This is a genomic window from Nonomuraea sp. 3N208 (assembly GCF_052245935.1).
In the GTDB taxonomy this organism is placed as follows: Bacteria; Actinomycetota; Actinomycetes; order Streptosporangiales; family Streptosporangiaceae; genus Nonomuraea.
The window spans coordinates 23494-40848 of record NZ_JBQQBR010000014.1 but is presented as its reverse complement, the minus strand read 5'-3'; the positions used below and the strand labels follow the sequence as shown (position 1 = coordinate 40848).

Genomic DNA, 17355 nt, shown 5'->3' with positions numbered 1-17355 from the left:
GTCATGGTTACCGAGGCGATAAGCGTACGGGTGCCCGCGCGCAGCGCCGGGCACGACCTGCGGGCGATCAAGATCGTGCTCCATCGGGAGATCCTGCGCTTCGTCAACGACCGCACCCGTATGTTCTCGATGCTCGTGCAGCCGGTGCTGTGGCTGTTCGTCATGGGCACGGGGCTGGGGACGTTAGTTCAGGGCTCGATCCCCGGGATCGACTTCCGCACGTTCATGTATCCCGGCATGATCTCCATGACCGTGATCATGACCGGTATGTTCTCGGCCGGCTCCATCGTGTGGGATCGCGAGTTCGGCTTCCTGCGGGAAATGCTGGTCGCGCCGGTCTCCCGCGGGGCGATCGTGGTCGGCAAGTGCCTGGGCGGCGCCCTCGTGGCCACCGCGCAGGGCGTCATCATCCTCGCCATGGCCGGGCTGGTGGGTGTGCCCTACTCGCCCGTGCTCATGGTGACGTTGCTGGCGGAGATGTTCCTGGCGGCCTTCACGATCACGGCCTTCGGGGTGATGCTGGCCGCGCGGATGAAGAACATGCAGACGTTCTTCGGGCTGATGCAGATGGCGATCATGCCGATGATGTTCCTGTCGGGGGCGATGTTCCCGCTGGCCAACCTGCCCTCGTGGCTGCACGTGCTGACCGTCGTCAACCCGATGACGTACGCGGTGGATCCGATGCGGCAGGCGGTCTTCGCCCATCTGGACGTGCCGCCGCAGGTGAACGCGATGCTCAACCCCGGGGTGCAGTGGTTCGGCTACCAGGTGCCGGTGTTGCTGGAGCTGGGGGTCGTGGCGGCGCTGGGGGCCGTGTTGCTGGGAGTGGGGATCGCGGAGTTCCGGCGAGCGGAATAGGACGAGCTCCCGGATTCGGGCTGCGGCTCCACGAGCTGAGGACCGCAAGAGCCTCGCGAGGTGGAGCACCACAAAGCCGGAGGCCCGGGGTGAGATCCCCGGGCCTCGGCTCATTTCATGACAGTCAGCGCTTCACGCGGACATAGTCCTTGCGGCTGCTGGAGCCGTAGGTGTCCTCGTCACCGCCGAACACGAACCTCCAGTGCCCGGAGTTCCAGGCCTTGACCTTGGTGTAAAGCCGCCCGCTGTCGCTGGACCAGAACGACTTCACGTACTGCCACTTCTTCGACTTGAGCGGCTTGAAGAACAGCGCCACCTTGCCCGAGTAGCCCTCCCAGGACCCCTCGTCGTCGACCTGCAGCTTGCCCGTGAACTTCAGGTATCTGCCGCGCTTGATCGGCTCAGGGTAGGCGTTGAACTTGATCAGCCGCGTGTCCGCCTTCTCCACGGGCGGCGGAGCGGGCTGGTTGACCTTGACCCAGTCGGCGTCGCTGACCGAGCCGTTGACGCCATGCGTGCCCGCGTACTCGGCGCGCCACCAGCCGGAGGTGACGGCCTCGGTGGAGGCCCAGAAGCGGCCGTGGCGGCCGGTCACGTCACTGGTGACGTACTCCCACCTGGACGAGCCGCCGGCCTTGAAGAAGATCGCCACGCGCTGGCCGGCCACCCCGCCGCGGTCCTCGACCAGCAGGGCGCCGGTGAAGGAGAGCTTGTCGCCCTTGTCCACGGGCTCGGGCCGGGCGTCGAAGCCGACGATCTTGCTGCCGAGGTTGCGGCGCTTGACGTCGACCCGATCGGCGTCGCTGACGGAGCCCTTGGCCGCGGCCGTGGCCGCGAACTCGGCCCGCCACCAGCCGGTCGCGTTCGCCCGCACGGTGGCGCCGAACCAGCCGCCGCGGCCGGTCGTCACCTTGGCGACCTCGCGGTAGGTGTCGGAGCCGCGCTCACGGAAGGTGATCGAGACGGTCTGGCCGGAGTACCCATCGCCGTCGGCCAGGAGCCGGCCGGAGACCTTGATCAGGTCACCCTTGTCGACGAGGTCCGGGCTGGCGTCGAAGTCGATGATCTTGGTGTCGAGCACCTTCTTGACGACGACGTCGAACGTGCCGCTGCGCGAGGCGTCGCCATCGCCATGGGCGAGGGCGCGCCAGCTCCACTTGCCGACGTTCGTGGAGTCGAAGGACTTGGTGCCGGTCCACCTCGTCCAGTCGCCTCTCTTGGCCGGCGTCAGCGTGACGGGTGTCTCGACGCTCACCTCGCCGGGCGGCTTGAGCATGAGCTCCGCCTTGTCCGCGTTCTTGGTGGCGAAGCTGAACGTCGCCGTGACCGCGCCCTTGGTGACGTCGATCGGCGGGCTGGGACTGATGCCCACGGAAGTGAGGAAAGGTGCCGGGGCCGCCGTCGCGGCGGTCGGTGCGAGGGCTACCAGGGCCCCCGCGCCGACGATGATGGCGAGGGCGGCGACACGGATGCGTTGTAACATGCGGGTTCCTTTCTGGAGACCCAGTCGTTCAACGCGGCATTGAGGGTGCCACGTGTGTCATCTCAGTAGACGTGCACATGGCCGAGAAAGTTGTGGATTCTGACAAACGGTTATAGATCGGGTCAATAAGACCGGTCCACAAAACATGTCACCGGTGTCCAGCAGACGGCAGCGCCGATCAAAGACATAATCGATGGTGTGGCGCGCGACACTGTTGAGACTCATTTCACCCAGGCGGTTGCAACGCTGACGGCGGGTCCCGCGCGAGATCCCGGCCTGCCGGTCCGCGAGGGCACGACGCTGACCGGCGAGCAGTGCAGGTCGCTGTTCCGCCGCCAGCTCGAGAGCCGGCTGCTCGACATCGCCGCCCGCTGGCTGCGCGAGCAGGACGAGGGCTTCTACACGATCGGCTCCGCCGGCCACGAGGGCAACGCCGCCGTCGCCGCCGCGCTGCGGCCCGGGGATCCCGCGTTGCTCCACTACCGTTCCGGTGCGTTCTACCTGACCCGGTCGGAGCAGGCGGAGCGGGTTCCCGAGCAGGGCATCAGGGATGTGCTGATGGGCCTGACCGCGGCGGCGGAAGAGCCGATCGCGGGCGGCAGGCACAAGGTGTTCGGCCACCCCGACCTGGCCGTCATCCCGCAGACCTCGACGATCGCCAGCCATCTGCCCAGGGCGGTGGGTGTGGCCTTCGCCATCGAGCGGGCCAGGGCCCTCGGCACGGCCTCGCGGTGGAAGCAGGACGACGCGATCGCGGTGTGCAGCTTCGGCGACGCCTCGATCAACCACGCGAGCGCGTTGTCCGGCTTCAACACCGCCTCCTACGCGACCTACCAGGGACAGCCGCTGCCGATCCTCTTCGTGTGCGAGGACAACGGCATCGGCATCAGCGTCCGCACGCCCCAGGGCTGGGTAGAGGCGGCCGCGCGGCGTCCCGGCATCGAATACTTCGCCGCCGACGGCTGCGACCTGGCCGATGCCTATGACGTCGCCCTACGCGCCGTCCAGCACGTACGCACCCACCGCTCCCCCGCGTTCCTGCACCTGTCCACCGTGCGGCTGATGGGGCACGCCGGATCCGACGTCGAGGTGGCCTACCGCACCCAGCGCGAGATCAAGGCCGACCTCGAGCGCGACCCGCTGGTGCGCACGGCGGCGCTGCTGGTCGAGGCGGGACTGGAGACTCCTGAGGAGCTGCTCAGGACGTACGAGTCCATGCGCGAGCACGTGCTGCACATCGCGCTGGAGACCACGCGCAACCCGCGGCTCGGCACCGCCAAGGAGATCATGGAGCCGATCGCGCCGCGCAGTCCCGAGCTGATCGCCAAGATCAGCCCGATGGCGGCGTCGGGTCAGGCCAGGGAGAAGGCGTTCGCCGGGTCGCTGCCGGAGAACGACAAGCCGATGACGCTGTCGATGGCGATCAACCGTACGCTGGCCGACGCGCTGACCGTCTACCCGGAGATGGCGGTGTTCGGCGAGGACGTCGCCAAGAAGGGCGGCGTGTACGGCGTGACCAGGGGGCTGCAGAAGCGGTTCGGAGCGGCGCGGGTGTTCGACACGCTGCTGGACGAGCAGGCCATCCTGGGGCTGGCGCTCGGCGCCGGCGTGTCCGGGCTGCTGCCGGTGCCGGAGATCCAATACCTGGCATACCTGCACAACGCGCTCGACCAGATCCGCGGCGAGGCGGCCACGCTGTCGTTCTTCTCCCGCCACGCCTACCGCAACCCGATGGTGGTGCGGGTGGCCGGGTACGCGTACCAGAAGGGGTTCGGCGGGCATTTTCACAACGACAACGCGATCGGCGCGCTGCGCGACATCCCGGGGCTGGTCATCGCCTCGCCGGCGCGGCCGGACGACGCGGCCGCGATGCTCCGCACGTGCCTGGCCGCGGCGCAGACGAGCGGGTCGGTGTGCGTGTTCCTGGAGCCGATCGCGCTCTACCACACGCGGGATCTGTTCGACGACGGCGACGGGGGGTGGCTGTCGCCGTACGTGCCGCCCGCTCGGTGGGCGGAGACGCACGTGCCGATCGGCCGGGCACGCTCCTACGGCGACGGGCGCGACCTGACGATCGTGACGTTCGGCAACGGGCTGCGGATGAGCCTGCGGGCCGCCGTGCGGCTGACCCAGGAGGGGTACGGCTGCCGCGTCCTCGACCTTCGCTGGCTGGCGCCGCTGCCGCTGGACGACCTGCTGCGGTCGGCCGAGCTGACGGGCAAGGTGCTGATCGCCGACGAGACCCGGCACAGCGGGGGCGTCTCCGAAGGCATCATGGCCGAGCTCGCCGACGCCGGGTACACCGGGTCGGTGGCCCGGGTGACCTCGGCCGACAGCTTCATCCCGCTGGGGGCGGCGGCCGACCACGTGCTGCTGTCGGAGGAGGAGATCGAGCAGGCGGCACGCAAGCTCCTCGGCTGAGGCCTGCCGACCGGCGGGCCTAGAGCGGATTCATGAGATACCCGCCGAAAACCGCAGCCGTGAGCGACACCAGGAAGAAGAAGAACACATAAAAGCCGCCCGGCAGGAACGTCAGCCTGGCCAGTTGGTCGGCGTCGGAGTCTCTCGCCTGCCGCCTGCGCCGCTTCTGCTGCAGCTCGATGATCGGCCGGATCCCGCCCAGCAGCAGGAACCACACCGCGACCAGGGCGACGACCTGCTGGACCTCGGCGGCCGCGTACATGATCAGGGCGAACACGGCGCCGCCCGTCGCCAGGAGGATCAGCGCGCCGTACAGGTTGCGGATCAGCAGCAGCATGCAGACCAGAAACAGCAGGACGGTCCAGATCAGCAGCGTGATGCGCCCCTGCGCGGTGAGCCAGGCGGCGGCCAGCCCGAGCAACGGCGGCGCGAGATAGCCCGCCAGCGCGGTCAGGACCATGCCGGGCCCGGTGGGGCGGCCCCTGGTCAGGGTCACGCCTGAGGTGTCGGAGTGCAGGCGGATGCCTTCGAGCTTGCGCCGGGTGACCAGCGCCATCAGCGCGTGGCCGCCCTCGTGGGCGATCGTGATCAGGCCCCGGGACAGCTGCCAGGACATGCGGAAACCGACGATCACGAGCGCGACCAGAGCCGAGACCACCACTACCCAAGGGTCGGGGTCAGGCTGAACCTTGATCAGGTGGGCCCAGAACTTGTCCATCGAGGAGAAACCCTATCCAGGTAAAGTCTCGATCGTGGCCACAGAACAACATTCTGACGCGGCGGCGCCGGTCTGGTGGCCGGTCCCTGGACTTCGCCCGCCGTACACCTGAAGGCCTCCCGTCTGCGACCTTCTTTCCCGAACCTGGCGTCGTGGACTACGTACGGTGGGTGTCGGCGAGGCGTGGCCGTGGACTGTGTGCCGGCACAACGGCGCGGCCATGATCTGATGGAAAGGTGTCCATCTTCCAGGAGGTCAAGGGCGAAATCGACGCATTGTTCAGATTCGACGACAATCTGATTGTCCGCCATCACGACGAGTTCGATGTCCGGCGCTGGTCGGCGATGGCGCTCGGCCGGCCGCACGGGCTGCTCTTCGGGTGGACGCCCATGTGGCGCAAGACCATCAGGGACCGAGCCGCGTAGCAGCTCGACGCGCTCGGCCCCGCATAGCAGTCGTTCTGGAGTGGACATGGCCAGGGTCAGAGGTTTCAGGCGCAACGGCGCGACCCGCGAGGAGGCGCCCGAGCACTCGATGGACCCGCGGGCCGCCGAAGAGCCTCCCTACCGGCCGACGGTCATCGACAACGCGATCTACCAGGACGGCGAGCGCGTCGACAACCCCGGCTCGCTGGCCGACGCCTTCGAACGCCTCAAGGAGATGCCGGACAGCATGGCCTGGATCGGGCTGTACCGGCCCAAGGAGTGGGAGCTGGTCAAGCTCGGCGAGGAGTTCGAGCTGCACGAGCTGGCGCTGGAGGACGCCATCGTCGGCTCCCAGCGGCCCAAGGCCGACCGGTACGGCGACACGCTGTTCGTGGTGCTGCGCGCCGCCCGTTACCTGGACGACGTGGAGGAGGTCGCGTTCGGCGAGGTGCACGTCTTCATCGGCCCCAACTTCGTGATCACCGTACGGCATGCCGAGGCGCCCGACCTGCAGGCGGTACGCAAGCGGATGGAGTCCGACCCCGACCTGCTCCAGCAGGGCCCACAGGCGGTGCTCTACGCGATACTCGACGCCGTGGTCGACGGCTACGCGCCGGTCGTGGCTGGGCTGCAGAAGGACATCGAGGAGATCGAGGTCCAGGTCTTCGGCGGGGACCCGTCGGTGTCGCGCCGCGTGTACGAGCTGTCCGGCGAGGTCATCGAGTTCCAGCGAGCCACCGCGCCGCTGGTCGGGATGATCCACGGCTTCATCGCGGGATCCGCGAAGTACGGGGTCAACGACGAACTGCAGAGCTACCTGCGCGACGTGGCCGACCACGCGATCACCGTCGCGGAGCGGATCTCGGCCTTCCGGCAGATGCTGCAGAACATTCTGGTCGTCAACTCGACGCTGGTGACGCAGGCGCAGAACGCGGAGATGGCACGCATGACGGAGGCGAGCATCCAGCAGGGTGAAGAGGTCAAGAAGATCTCCGCCTGGGCGGCCATCCTGTTCGCACCGACTTTGGTCGGGACCATTTACGGGATGAATTTCGACTTCATGCCGGAAACACACTGGGCGTTCGGCTATCCGTTCGCGATCCTGCTGATGGCCGTCGTCTGCCTGGTCCTCTACGTGGTCTTCAAGCGGCGGGATTGGCTCTAGTCTTCACCTTTCGTGATCAACCGCGTATGAGCGGCTGGACGGCGACGTCCTACAAGGCCGCAACCACGAGGCCGATCAGGATCAGGGTCGCGAGGGTGAGGCGGACGGCAGCGAGCGCCCGCCTCCGGCCGACGGCGGTCACGCCAGACCCTCACGTCTCCAGCCCGACATGCGCCTCCAGGCGTTCCAGGCGCTGGACGAGCGGTTGCAGCTCGCTCCTGATCGCGGCGGACAGCGCCGCGATCTGGCCCTGGCCCTGGGCGGGGTCGGCCTGCTGGGTCTGGGCGCGCAGGTGGACATAACCGGCCAGGGCCGCCACGACAGCCCGGCGGGTGAGACGGGGCTCGGCGCCCAAGGCACGCAGGACCTGGCCGGCGGTGCCATCGGGCTCAGCGACCAGGCCCAGCAGCAGGTGCTCGCAGCCGACGTAGTTGTGGCCGAGTGAGGTCGCCTCGTTGACGGCGAACTCCAGCGCGTTGGCGGCGGGTCCGCTGAAGCTCCGCACGTCGCCCGCCTCCGCGTGCGCGGCCGGTGCCTGCTGCCGGGCCAGGTCGCTCTTCGCCTGTTCGAGGCTGATGTCCATGGCGCGCAGGACGTGCAGCGCCAGGTTGGCGCCCTCGGTCAGCATGCCGTCGAGGAGGTGCTCGGTTCCGACGCTCGCGGCCCCTTCCGCGCGGGCCCGCTCCGCGGCGAGCTTGAGCACAGTGCGGGCCCTGGCCGTCAGATGGGTCAGCGCGCCGGTCGGCACGTCCAGGTCGAGATCGGACAGCACGGTCTGCCTGATGGCGGCCACCCGGCGCACAGCCTGCTCCAGCGCTCGCTGGCAGACCGCCGACACGGGCACGCCGGCTTGCTTGACCGCCTCAGCCAGCTCGTCGGGCAGATACACATTGATCTTTGGCATGCCCCTACTATAACCCCAATGGGGTTATGTGGCTAGGCCGGGCAAATGGCGATGGCGTATATCGAGCAGCCGAGTGATGATCGCTGTGAGGCGCGCTACCGGCTCCGGTTCCGCAAGGGAGAGTCACATGGCCGACCATCCGACCAACGACGCCATCGCGCTCATCAGCGGCGAGTTCTGGGGCCGCAACCCGCACGAAGAACTGCGGTGGATGCGGGAGAACGCCCCGGTGTACCGGGATGACGAATCCAACGCGTGGGGCGTGGCCAAGTACCACGACGTGCGATACGCGTCGCTGCACCCGGAGATCTTCTCCAGTGCCGGAGGCATCCGGGTGGAGACCGGTCAGCTGCCCATGATGATCGACATGGACGATCCCGAGCATCTCAGCCGGCGCAGGCTGGTGAACCGCGGCTTCACACCGCGCCGGGTCGCCGCACAAGAGGACCGGATCCGGCTGATCTGCGATGGCATCATCGACCGGGTCTGTGAGCGCGGAACCTGCGACTTCGTGTGGGACATCGCCGCGCCACTGCCACTGATCGTGATCGCGGACGCCCTCGGGGTCGCGCCGGAAGACCACGAGGACCTCATGAGGTGGTCCGACGACATGTTGCGCGGGTTGACGGGGATCTCCGACGATGCGGCGCTGATACGCGCGGGTGAGGCGTTCGAGGAATACCGGGCTTACGTGACCACCGTGATCGCCGATCGCCGCGCAGGGCCGCGTGAGGATCTGATCAGCGTGCTGGTGCACGCCGAGACCGACGGCGAGCGACTCGACCACGATTCGCTCGTGTACGAGTCGCTGCTCATTCTGATCGGCGGGGACGAGACCACCCGGCACGTCCTGTCCGGAGGCGCGTACCAGCTCTTCCAGCAACCGGAGCAGCGCCGGACGCTGATCGACGATCCGCGGGCCATCCCCGTCGCGGTGGAGGAGATGCTGCGCTGGGTGTCACCGATCAAGAACATGAACCGCACCGCCACCCGCGACGTCGAACTGGGCGGCCAGCTCATCCGCAAGGGTGACAACGTCCTGCTGCTGTACCCCTCGGCCAATCGCGACGCCGACGTCTTCCCCGCGCCGGACCGCTTCGACGTGGGACGGCGGCCCAACGACCACATCGCGTTCGGACTCGGCGGCCACTTCTGCCTCGGCAACAGCCTCGCCCGGCTGGAGTTGCGGGTGATGTTCGAACGGTTGCTGAACCGCCTCCCGGACATGGAGCCGGTCGACGAGGAAGAGCCCGCCTACCGCGCCGCCAACTTCGTCTCCGGGTACGAGTCCATGCCCGTACGCTTCACCCCCGCTTCGCCGGTGGGCGATCGGGGATAGCAGCCGCGCGACGAGCCGCCGCCGCTCCAGCAGAGGGCGGCGCGGGCTCGTTCTTCAGAGCAGAACGCTGCTGCGGCATGCGGAACGCATCTCATAGCGTGGGCCCATGAAGCTTCTCTTCGACGGCACGCCCCAAGGAGGGCTCGCGTGAAGCTCGCGACACTGCGGCTGCCACGCCGGACTACGGCCGCCCGCATCGACGGTGATCATGCTGTGGAGATCGGCGCGCCCGACGTGGGGGCGTTGCTGGCCGATCCCCAGTGGCGGGAGATCGCGGTCACCGCCGACGGGCCCAGGCATCCGCTGTCCACGGCCGATCTCGCGCCCGTGGTGCCCCGGCCCGGGAAGATCATCTGCGTGGGGCTCAACTACCGCAACCACATCCTGGAGATGGGAAGGGAGCTGCCCGAGCATCCGACGGTGTTCGCGAAGTTCGCCGAGGCGCTGGTCGGGCCGTACGACGACATCGTGCTGCCCGCCGTCTCGCAGGCCATGGACTGGGAGGCCGAGCTGGCGGTGATCATCGGTACGACGGCGCGGCACGTCCCCGCCGAGCAGGCGCCGGCGTGCATCGCGGGCTATTCGGTGCTCAACGACGTGACGGCCAGAGACTACCAGAACCGCACGTTGCAGTGGCTCCAGGGGAAGACCTTCGAGGCCACCACGCCGTTCGGCCCCTATCTCGTGACGCCGGACGAGGTGGACGGGGCTCCGGTGACCCTGGTGTGCGAGGTGGACGGGGAGGGGATGCAGCAGGCGGACGCCGGCGACCTGGTGTTCTCCCCCGCGGAGCTGATCGCGTACCTGTCGGAGATCCTCACGTTGCGGCCGGGCGACGTCATCGCCACCGGCACGCCTGGGGGCGTCGGGCACGCCCGCAAGCCGCCACGGTACCTGGCGGACGGCAGCAAGGTCGTGACGCGGATCTCCGGGGTCGGGGAGCTGGTGAACACGGCGCGCCGCCACGGCTGAGCCGGGCTGGACGGATGCCCGCCGGCGCGTGGGAGAAGCGTACGTTCGTCAGTGAGATAGCCGGCGTGTGGACGGTCACGCCTGTCCCGCGAGGAAGCGGCGCACGTCGTCGATCTCGTCGTCGAGCAGTCCGTCCGGCAGCTCCTCGAACGGCCGTACACTCACCTGCGCGCCCTTCCTCCCCCACACGCCCCTGATCACGCCGTCCACCAGCACGACCGGCCGCAGGACGCCGCCACCGGGGAACACCTGCTTCGTGTGCTCGGGGGCCACGATCGGGTCTCGGCTCCGCCAGCCCATGAGGAATTCGTCGAAGGCAGGCAGCAAGCGTGCCACCACCGGCTCCTCACGAGCGGGCGGCGGTTCGTCCGCGCTCAGGCTCCAGGCCGTCCGGGCCTGGCCGAGTGAGAGGCCGGACCAGGCGGCCAGGTCCTCGGGGGCGGCCGGGTGGTGGGCGCGGCGATAGCGGACGGCCAGTTCCTTCAGCGCGCGCTCGCGGTCCGGCTCGGGGACGATCGGAGCACCCAGCCAGTCGGCGGCGTGCACGTACGTGGGCTTGCCCGCGCGGAGCGGCCCGAGCACGGCCAGGCCGTGGTACGCGGCCAGCGCCACCAGGTGCACGATGCCCTGCCCTCGGGCCCGGCCGGCCAGGCTTTCCTCCAGGTCGCTCTTGGTGAGCGGCCCCTGGCCCTCGAGCGCTCCGGCGATGAGCGGGAGCAGATCGTCGCCGGAGACGCCCTCTTCGGCGAGGCGGCGCAGGATGTTCGTGTCGCGCCTGGTCAGCGCGTGGATCCAGGGGAGGTCGTCGGCGTGGGCGAAATGGAGGGTGCCGCGCGGGCCCCAGGTCCTGACGATCTCGCGGGCATGCCAGGCGGACTCGACGTCCGCCGGGGTGAGGATGGCCGAGCGGGCGCGGAAGGCGAGGAGGGCGGCGGGCACGTCTTGGGCCTGCATCGCCCCCAGACGCCGGACGATCTCGCCCGCGGTCAGAGCCGGTGGGCGGTGCAGGAGTTGTGCCTCGATGCTTCTCATGGCGTGAGTCATCGTAGGAGGAGGCGTCTACCCGCTGGTAGCCGCGTTGGGTTCTGACAGTGTCGGTCGGACGCCGTACCTTAGTGCGCGTGTCCGAACAGCCCTTGACCCTCGACACCGTCCTCACCGACGAGGCGGTCCTGTCCACTTACCGCCGGATGTTCGCCGCGCTGGCCCGCGACAGCGGCGCCGTGGTGGACGACCCGGCCCTGGTGGACATCGCAGAGACGCTGTTCGCGGCGTTCGCGGAGGCGGGCGAGGAGTGGCTGACGCACGAGCAGATGCGCTTCGCCTGCCGGGCCTACCCGAGCGACCAGTTCGACAACCGGCTGCGGGTGCTCAAGGGTCTGGGCGCGATCCGCGAGGTGTTCCCCAAACCCAACCAGCTGCGTTATCGGGCCTCGTTCACGAGCGTGGTCGGGCTGATGTTCATCCGCCGGATGATGGACGACGGCGGGCAGTCGGAGATGCACCGGCTGCTGGCGCTCGAGGACCTCAATGTCGCCGATCCGCGCACCACGATGGAGGAGGCCAGGCAGAGCGCGGTCAACCTGGCGCGAGCGTTCCGGCTGTGGGCGCTCGAGCTGATCACGCTCACCACGGGCACGATCGAGGAACTGCGCGAGCAGGCGCCCAAGCTGTGGGGCACCGAGGAGATCGCCCGGCGCGCGCAGCGTTTGCATGGCACGATCCTGACCCGCTGGCCCGAGCTCGACCGAGTCTGCACCGATCTGCGGGCGGCGATCTACGCCTACAGCGACGCCTCCCGCCGGGCCGCCGGCCGTCTGGCCGACTCGGCGGGCACCACGCGCAACCTGACGTTGCTGCCGACGGAGACGTGGCGGACGTTCTCGCAGACCGCGACGAAGGAGCGGCTGGCCGCCGTGCTCGACGGGTTCGTGTTCGACGCGCCCGCGCCGTGGCACGACCCGGCCGCCATCGCCCGCGCAGTGGACGAGGCGCCACGGCCGGCACCTGCCCAGCCCACTCCCCCGCGCTCCAACCTGCCCGATCCCGGGCCTTCCGACTCACTCGACTCCTCACCGGGTGTGGCGATGGAGCGGCTTCGTTCGGTGGCCGAGTCGTTGCTGGGCGACGCCTCGCGGGTGGCGCTCGCCGACGTGCTCGGTCCCGACTGGCCGTCGGCCCGCCGCCTCCTCGCCGACCTGACCACCGTCGACCTGCGTCCCGAGCTGCCTTACCGGCTGGCCTGGTCCGATGAGCTGACGATCGATCCCGGCCGCGAGCCGGCATGGTTGTCGCACGGCTGGTTGGAGCGCACGTCATGAGCGCCGCCGACAACCTCGAACCCACCCAGGAGCCCAACCGCCCAGTGTCCAGCCATCCAGAGGCTTCCAACGGGGCTCCGGCTCCGACGCGCCCCTCCCCCGACCGCACGGAATCCGACCGCACGGAATCCGACAGCACGGAATCCGACCGCGTTCGGGCTCCGGCGCGCATGGGAAGAGCAGGGCGGGTTGGCACCCCTGTGAGGGTGCGGTCTGAGGCGCTCGAGGGGCGGGTCGCGCATGCGCGGACGCGTTCGGGTGGGCCGCTGCGGCTGGAGGCCGGGGCTGCCGCGCCCGCCGGGATGGTACGCCTGACGTGGCCGGACTCCACCGGGCATGCCGTGCCGGTGTGGCCCGACGGGGTGACGCCGTCGTTGCTGGACGAATACCAGGTCACGGCCGTCCCCGTGGAGCGGGCCGGCGAGACCAGGCGGGTCCTGGCCACCGTACTGAAGTGTTGCTGGACGGACCTGTCGGTGGACCCGTGGCCGGGGGATCCGGCGCCCGTGGAGCTGGTGCTGGACACGTACCGGGCGTTGATCGGGCGTACCGACGATCTGATGCGCAACTGGGCTATCGGGGCGCTGCGCCGCCTGCACGACTCGGCGTGGATCGTCCTGGACGACGGCGTGGTGATGCTGGGCCCGCGTTGCGCCCTGTGGCCGGTGGAGTCGCACGCGCAGCTCCAGGAGCTGGTGCGGCGCCTGCCCGAGCCGGAGCGGCCCGATCTCACCGTGGTGCGCGACGCCGACATCGTGGCCGCCGCCCGCCCCACCGAGGTCACCCCTTCTCCGGAGGCGGAGGCGGAGGCCGGAGCACGCGTCGAGGGCGGCGCGGCCGAGTTCGACGATCTGCTTGGCGGCTACGACGAGCGGCGGCGGGCCGAGCTGGTGGCGGCGTTCATGGTGGTGGAGCACGCCGCCGAGCCGGTGCAAGAGGTCAGATTCGCCGCCCTGCGCGACCCTGCGCTCCGCCGCACGCTGGGCGAGATGCTGGCCCGGCGCGGCCGCACTCTCATCCAGCACCGTGACCGCTGGATCTCCGGCTACGACGACGCCCTCAACGACGTGGAGCCCGGCGTAACCCCGTTGGGGGTGAGCGAGCGGGCGGTGCTGACGCTGGTGCTGGTGCACTCGGTGGCCATCCCGCGGGCCGAAGGTCTGCTGCCCGAGGACTCGTGGTTGTCGCCGCACCCCACCCCGGCCGACGAGCTGCGCCGCCACACGCAACTGCCGATCGGCGAGCTGGAGGCGGCGTTGCGGACGCTGCGGCACGCCGGGCTGCTGGGCCAGGTGAAGGCCGGCGAGGAGGCGGGCGGCTATGTGCCGGGGCCGCAGTTCCACCGGCTCACCCCGGCGGCGCGGCGGCGGTTGCAGGAGGAGCTGATCCTGGCGGCCGGGCCGAACACGCCGCTGGCGGTCGCGGTTCGGGCGCGGAGGTCCGCGCAATGAGCATTTTCTCTGGAAGGTTTACGGGGGTCACAGGTGTCGCAGGTGGAGAACGTCGTGGGGGACCGGGTGCTGATCGCCGTGCAGGCGGTCAACATTTCGCGGCTGTCGACCCATCCGGTGCCCACCGTCCCCGGCACGCTCATCGTGGTGGCGGGCGCCGGGCCGAAGGACTCCAACGGCGCCGGTAAGTCATCGTTCATCGCCTCCATCACGGCGCTGCTCGGGGACGAGCAGTGGCGCTTCGCGTCCGGCGCCAAGGCGGTGTCTGAGCTGCTGTTCAACGCGGAGCTGGCCAGTGGGGCGGGTGCCCGCCAGTGGGCGAGCGCCGACCACGGCTACATCGTGGGGGTCTTCGCCCCGCCCGGCATGGATGGCTTTCCCGACCAGACGTACGGCACGCGAGCGGTTTCCGACCTCAGCACGTCCGCCGCCGACGCCGCGCCTCCCGGCTCCGCGGAGGGCGCGGGTGGGGAGCTTGCACTAGGTGGGCCGGATGGCGAGGAGGCGAGCGGGGAGCTGTTCGAGGTGCCGGACACCTCGGGCGGCGCGCTCACCGTGTGGCTGAAGGTCAACCAGGAGGCACCGCACCTGGAAATCCGCTGGCGGGAGGGCGTGCATCTGGCGGCCTCTCCGTCCGAGGCCGAGCGGGTGGCGCGGGCCGACGAGATCTGGGCGTCGCTGCCCAAGTCGGCCGGGCGGCGCGATGTGGTGGCCCGCGACCTCACCAAGGTCCTCTACGGCGACCGGGTCAGGTGCGTGTCGTTCCTGTCCACTTCCGTACGCAGCAAGGTCGCCACCAACCTGCTCTCCCAGCCGCTCAACGAGATCTCCCCCGAGCGGGTCTTCGAGGCCATCGCCGCGCTCACCGGCCTGGACTCCGAGCTGGAGCAGGAACGCGAGGCCCGCAGGGACGAGCACGCCAAGCGGGTGCGCGCGGCGCAGGCGGCCGACCGGCTGGCCGAGTTCGAGGCGGAGTCGAAGGCGTTGCTGTCGACGTTCGACCGGCGGGATCAGGCGAGGATACGCCTGGCGGACGCGTTGCGATGCTGGCGCGGCAGGCAGGCGCGCAAGCTGGCCGACGCGGCGGCCAAGGATGAGTCGCTGGCCACCGACCTCGAAAGGCACCACGCGGCCGGCGAGACGGCGGCCGAGGCGATCGCCATGGTGAAGGCGGAGATCGCCACACTGCGGGAGGACACGCTCGACCGGCAGGTGTCGCAGGCCCGCAAGGAGCTGGCGGCGCTGCAGGCCAGGGCGGCCAAGCTCGATGCGGACCGCGCCGTGGCCGAAAACTCCGCCGACGAGCTGCGCGGCCAGACCCAGGCTCTCGAGGAGACCCGCAGATTCGCCGACGGGCGTGACGTGCCCACGGCGGAGCGGGAGCTGCGGGAGGTCCGGCTCCGTCTCAACGAGGCGCTCAAGGCGCTGGGCGTTGCCGACCGGGAGGTCCACTCGGCCCAGACCGCGCTGGACGACGCGGAGGGCGGCCCGGCGGCGGCCCAGCTCAACGCGCTGGCGGCGGCGGGCATCGGCGCGACCGGCCTGCTGGACGCGCTGGACGTGGCGGAGCAGGCGCGTGAGGCCACGCAGCCCGGTGGCCTGCGCGGGTGGCCGCACGAGCACGCCGTGATCGTGGATGCCGCCGAGCTCTCCTCGGCGGCTGGCGCCCTCGCGAAACTGCCCGGGTCCGTGCTGGTCAGCGCGGCCGGGGTGAGCGTCGTGGGGGCGTTCGACGGGGTGGCGACCGGGCGCGAGGCCCGCATCAAGGCGGCCGAGCAGCGGCTGCACCGCGCCAAGGACACTCAGGAGACGGCGGCGCAGGCCGTACACGCTGGGGAGGAAGCCGTCGCGGAGGCGCAGCGGCGGCTGGAGGGGGCCAAGGCAGGGGTGCGCTTGGCCGAGGTCGAGTCGAAGCTGGCCGAGCGGCGGGCCAGGCTGGGCGAGCTGAACGCGGCCATCGAAGAGCTGGCCCCCAAGGTCGCCGAGGCCGAACGGCTGGCCGGGACGCTGGACTTCCGCGCCCGTACGCGGGACATGGAGATCGAGCGGCTGGAGGGGCGGCGGCAGCGGCTCGAGGCCGAGCGGGCGCAGGCCCGTGACCAGGAGGCGAAGGTCGGCACCGAGCGGGAAGCGCTCAAGCTCGACGCGCTGGCCGCCGACTGGGGCGGCACCGTGGAGACGGCCCGCGAATGGCTGGACACGCTGCCGGAGGAGGAACGGCCCCGTACGGCCGAGGAATGGTGGCGGATCGCCGAACGGCACTTCGACCAGGCATTGCGCGACACGTTCCCGGAGGAGGACGCGGAGATCCCGGAGGAGCTGCGGTTCCTGCTGAGCGAGCGGGGCGGGAGCACCGCGCGGGAGCAGGCGACGTTCGCGGCGGTGTGCGGGGCCCTGGCGTCATACCTGCGAGGTCAGGAGGAGTACGAGCGGCACCAGCGGCGGCAGACCGAGGCGCAGATCGTCTCCAGGCAACGCGACCTGGCGGCGGCGGCCAGGGGCGCAGAGGAGGCGGCGCAGTCGACGGCCGTGCACCGCGCGGCGCTCACGGCGGCGATCAGGGCGCGGCTGACGCGGGTGGCGGAGGAGTTCGAGAAGCTCGACACCTCCTACGGCGGCTACGGCGCGACGCTGGAGTTCCCCGTGCCGCCCGCGCCCGCCGATCCCGAACAGCGCTGGCAGTGGCGGGTGACGCCGAAGTGGCGGCGCGGCGAGGGGCAGGGGTTCGTGCCGTACAACCGGCGGGCCAACACCGCGCTCATGGACGAGAAGGCCGTCAAGCTGGTGTGCGCGGCGGCCATCGCGTCATCCGGGGGTGGGCATCTGTGCCTGGTGCTCGACGAGCTGGGCCGCAACCTGGGCAAGGAGCACCGCAGGGAGGCGGTGGCGCTGTTCAGGAGGATCGGCGAGACGTACGGGATCACGGTGATCGGGGCGCTGCAGGACGACATGGAGCCGTACGCGATCGACGCCTGCGGCCAGTACGTCAAGCTGCGGCGCTCGTCGGACGCGATGCCGTACAACGAGCCGCCGGTGATCGTGGGGCACGACGAGCACGCGGAGCGGGTGCGAGCGCTGGCCGCTTACGTGGATCGGAGCTAGCGCGGCCCTGATTCCAGCACAAGTCCCTTCGAAGTCACGACCGGCAAGGTGGACACGTCCGGCCGCCAGAGGCGGCTCACGAGGACGGACGCCGCCGGCGACGTGGCGGCCCGTGTACATCACGTCCCTGACGAGCGCGTGCGCGAACCGGAAGCGGTCCACCGTCTCCTCCTCGTCGATCACGCCGACGGCGAGC

At 70.1% G+C, this 17355-nt stretch carries 13 protein-coding genes; 9 read left to right on the top strand and 4 right to left on the bottom strand.

Annotation, left to right across the window (positions count from 1 at the left end):
* Positions 1-3: 3 nt before the first annotated feature.
* Positions 4-858, top strand: a complete 855-nt coding sequence (locus tag ACTWPT_RS22025) for an ABC transporter permease (protein WP_443179313.1) — start codon at positions 4-6, stop codon at positions 856-858.
* Positions 859-982: 124 nt separating this feature from the next.
* On the opposite strand, the gene ACTWPT_RS22020 is transcribed toward ACTWPT_RS22025, so the two are convergent.
* Complete coding sequence (locus ACTWPT_RS22020; protein WP_443179312.1) at positions 983-2341, bottom strand: hypothetical protein; 1359 nt, start codon at positions 2339-2341, stop codon at positions 983-985.
* A 198-nt stretch (positions 2342-2539) separates the two neighbouring features.
* Between ACTWPT_RS22020 and ACTWPT_RS22015 the strand changes: the two genes are divergently transcribed.
* Positions 2540-4762 carry a thiamine pyrophosphate-dependent enzyme gene (locus tag ACTWPT_RS22015; RefSeq protein ID WP_443179311.1) on the top strand — a complete coding sequence of 741 codons (2223 nt, stop codon included), beginning with the start codon at positions 2540-2542 and terminating at the stop codon, positions 4760-4762.
* A 19-nt stretch (positions 4763-4781) separates the two neighbouring features.
* Here ACTWPT_RS22015 and ACTWPT_RS22010 read toward each other — a convergent pair whose 3' ends face one another.
* Positions 4782-5480 carry a M50 family metallopeptidase gene (locus ACTWPT_RS22010; protein ID WP_443179310.1) on the bottom strand — a complete coding sequence of 233 codons (699 nt, stop codon included), beginning with the start codon at positions 5478-5480 and terminating at the stop codon, positions 4782-4784.
* 236 nt (positions 5481-5716) lie between these two features.
* On the opposite strand from ACTWPT_RS22010, the gene ACTWPT_RS22005 reads away from it, so the two are divergent.
* Entirely contained in the window at positions 5717-5905 is a 189-nt protein-coding gene (locus ACTWPT_RS22005; RefSeq protein WP_443179309.1) for a hypothetical protein, read from the top strand.
* Positions 5906-5951: 46 nt separating this feature from the next.
* Entirely contained in the window at positions 5952-7070 is a 1119-nt protein-coding gene (gene corA, locus ACTWPT_RS22000; RefSeq protein WP_443179308.1) for a magnesium/cobalt transporter CorA, read from the top strand.
* 151 nt (positions 7071-7221) lie between these two features.
* On the opposite strand, the gene ACTWPT_RS21995 is transcribed toward corA, so the two are convergent.
* On the bottom strand, positions 7222-7974 hold the full coding sequence (locus ACTWPT_RS21995) for a Clp protease N-terminal domain-containing protein (RefSeq protein WP_443179307.1): 753 nt from the start codon (positions 7972-7974) through the stop codon (positions 7222-7224).
* A 127-nt stretch (positions 7975-8101) separates the two neighbouring features.
* Between ACTWPT_RS21995 and ACTWPT_RS21990 the strand changes: the two genes are divergently transcribed.
* Positions 8102-9313 (top strand): cytochrome P450, encoded by a 1212-nt coding sequence (locus ACTWPT_RS21990; RefSeq protein ID WP_443179306.1) that lies wholly within the window; start codon positions 8102-8104, stop codon positions 9311-9313.
* Between the two features lie 147 nt (positions 9314-9460).
* Positions 9461-10285: a fumarylacetoacetate hydrolase family protein gene (locus ACTWPT_RS21985; protein ID WP_443179305.1), complete on the top strand. Its 825-nt coding sequence runs from the start codon at positions 9461-9463 to the stop codon at positions 10283-10285.
* 75 nt (positions 10286-10360) lie between these two features.
* Here ACTWPT_RS21985 and ACTWPT_RS21980 read toward each other — a convergent pair whose 3' ends face one another.
* Entirely contained in the window at positions 10361-11317 is a 957-nt protein-coding gene (locus ACTWPT_RS21980) for a winged helix DNA-binding domain-containing protein (RefSeq protein WP_443179304.1), read from the bottom strand.
* 89 nt (positions 11318-11406) lie between these two features.
* Between ACTWPT_RS21980 and ACTWPT_RS21975 the strand changes: the two genes are divergently transcribed.
* From ACTWPT_RS21975 to ACTWPT_RS21965, 3 genes are all read left to right on the top strand, one after another.
* The gene (locus tag ACTWPT_RS21975; protein ID WP_443179303.1) at positions 11407-12606 is read left to right on the top strand and encodes a hypothetical protein; all 1200 of its coding nucleotides are present in this window, start codon (positions 11407-11409) and stop codon (positions 12604-12606) included.
* Positions 12607-12812: 206 nt separating this feature from the next.
* Positions 12813-14057: a hypothetical protein gene (locus ACTWPT_RS21970; RefSeq protein ID WP_443179302.1), complete on the top strand. Its 1245-nt coding sequence runs from the start codon at positions 12813-12815 to the stop codon at positions 14055-14057.
* 42 nt (positions 14058-14099) lie between these two features.
* Positions 14100-17159: a chromosome partitioning protein ParA gene (locus ACTWPT_RS21965; protein WP_443179301.1), complete on the top strand. Its 3060-nt coding sequence runs from the start codon at positions 14100-14102 to the stop codon at positions 17157-17159.
* The last annotated feature ends 196 nt before the right edge of the window (positions 17160-17355 follow it).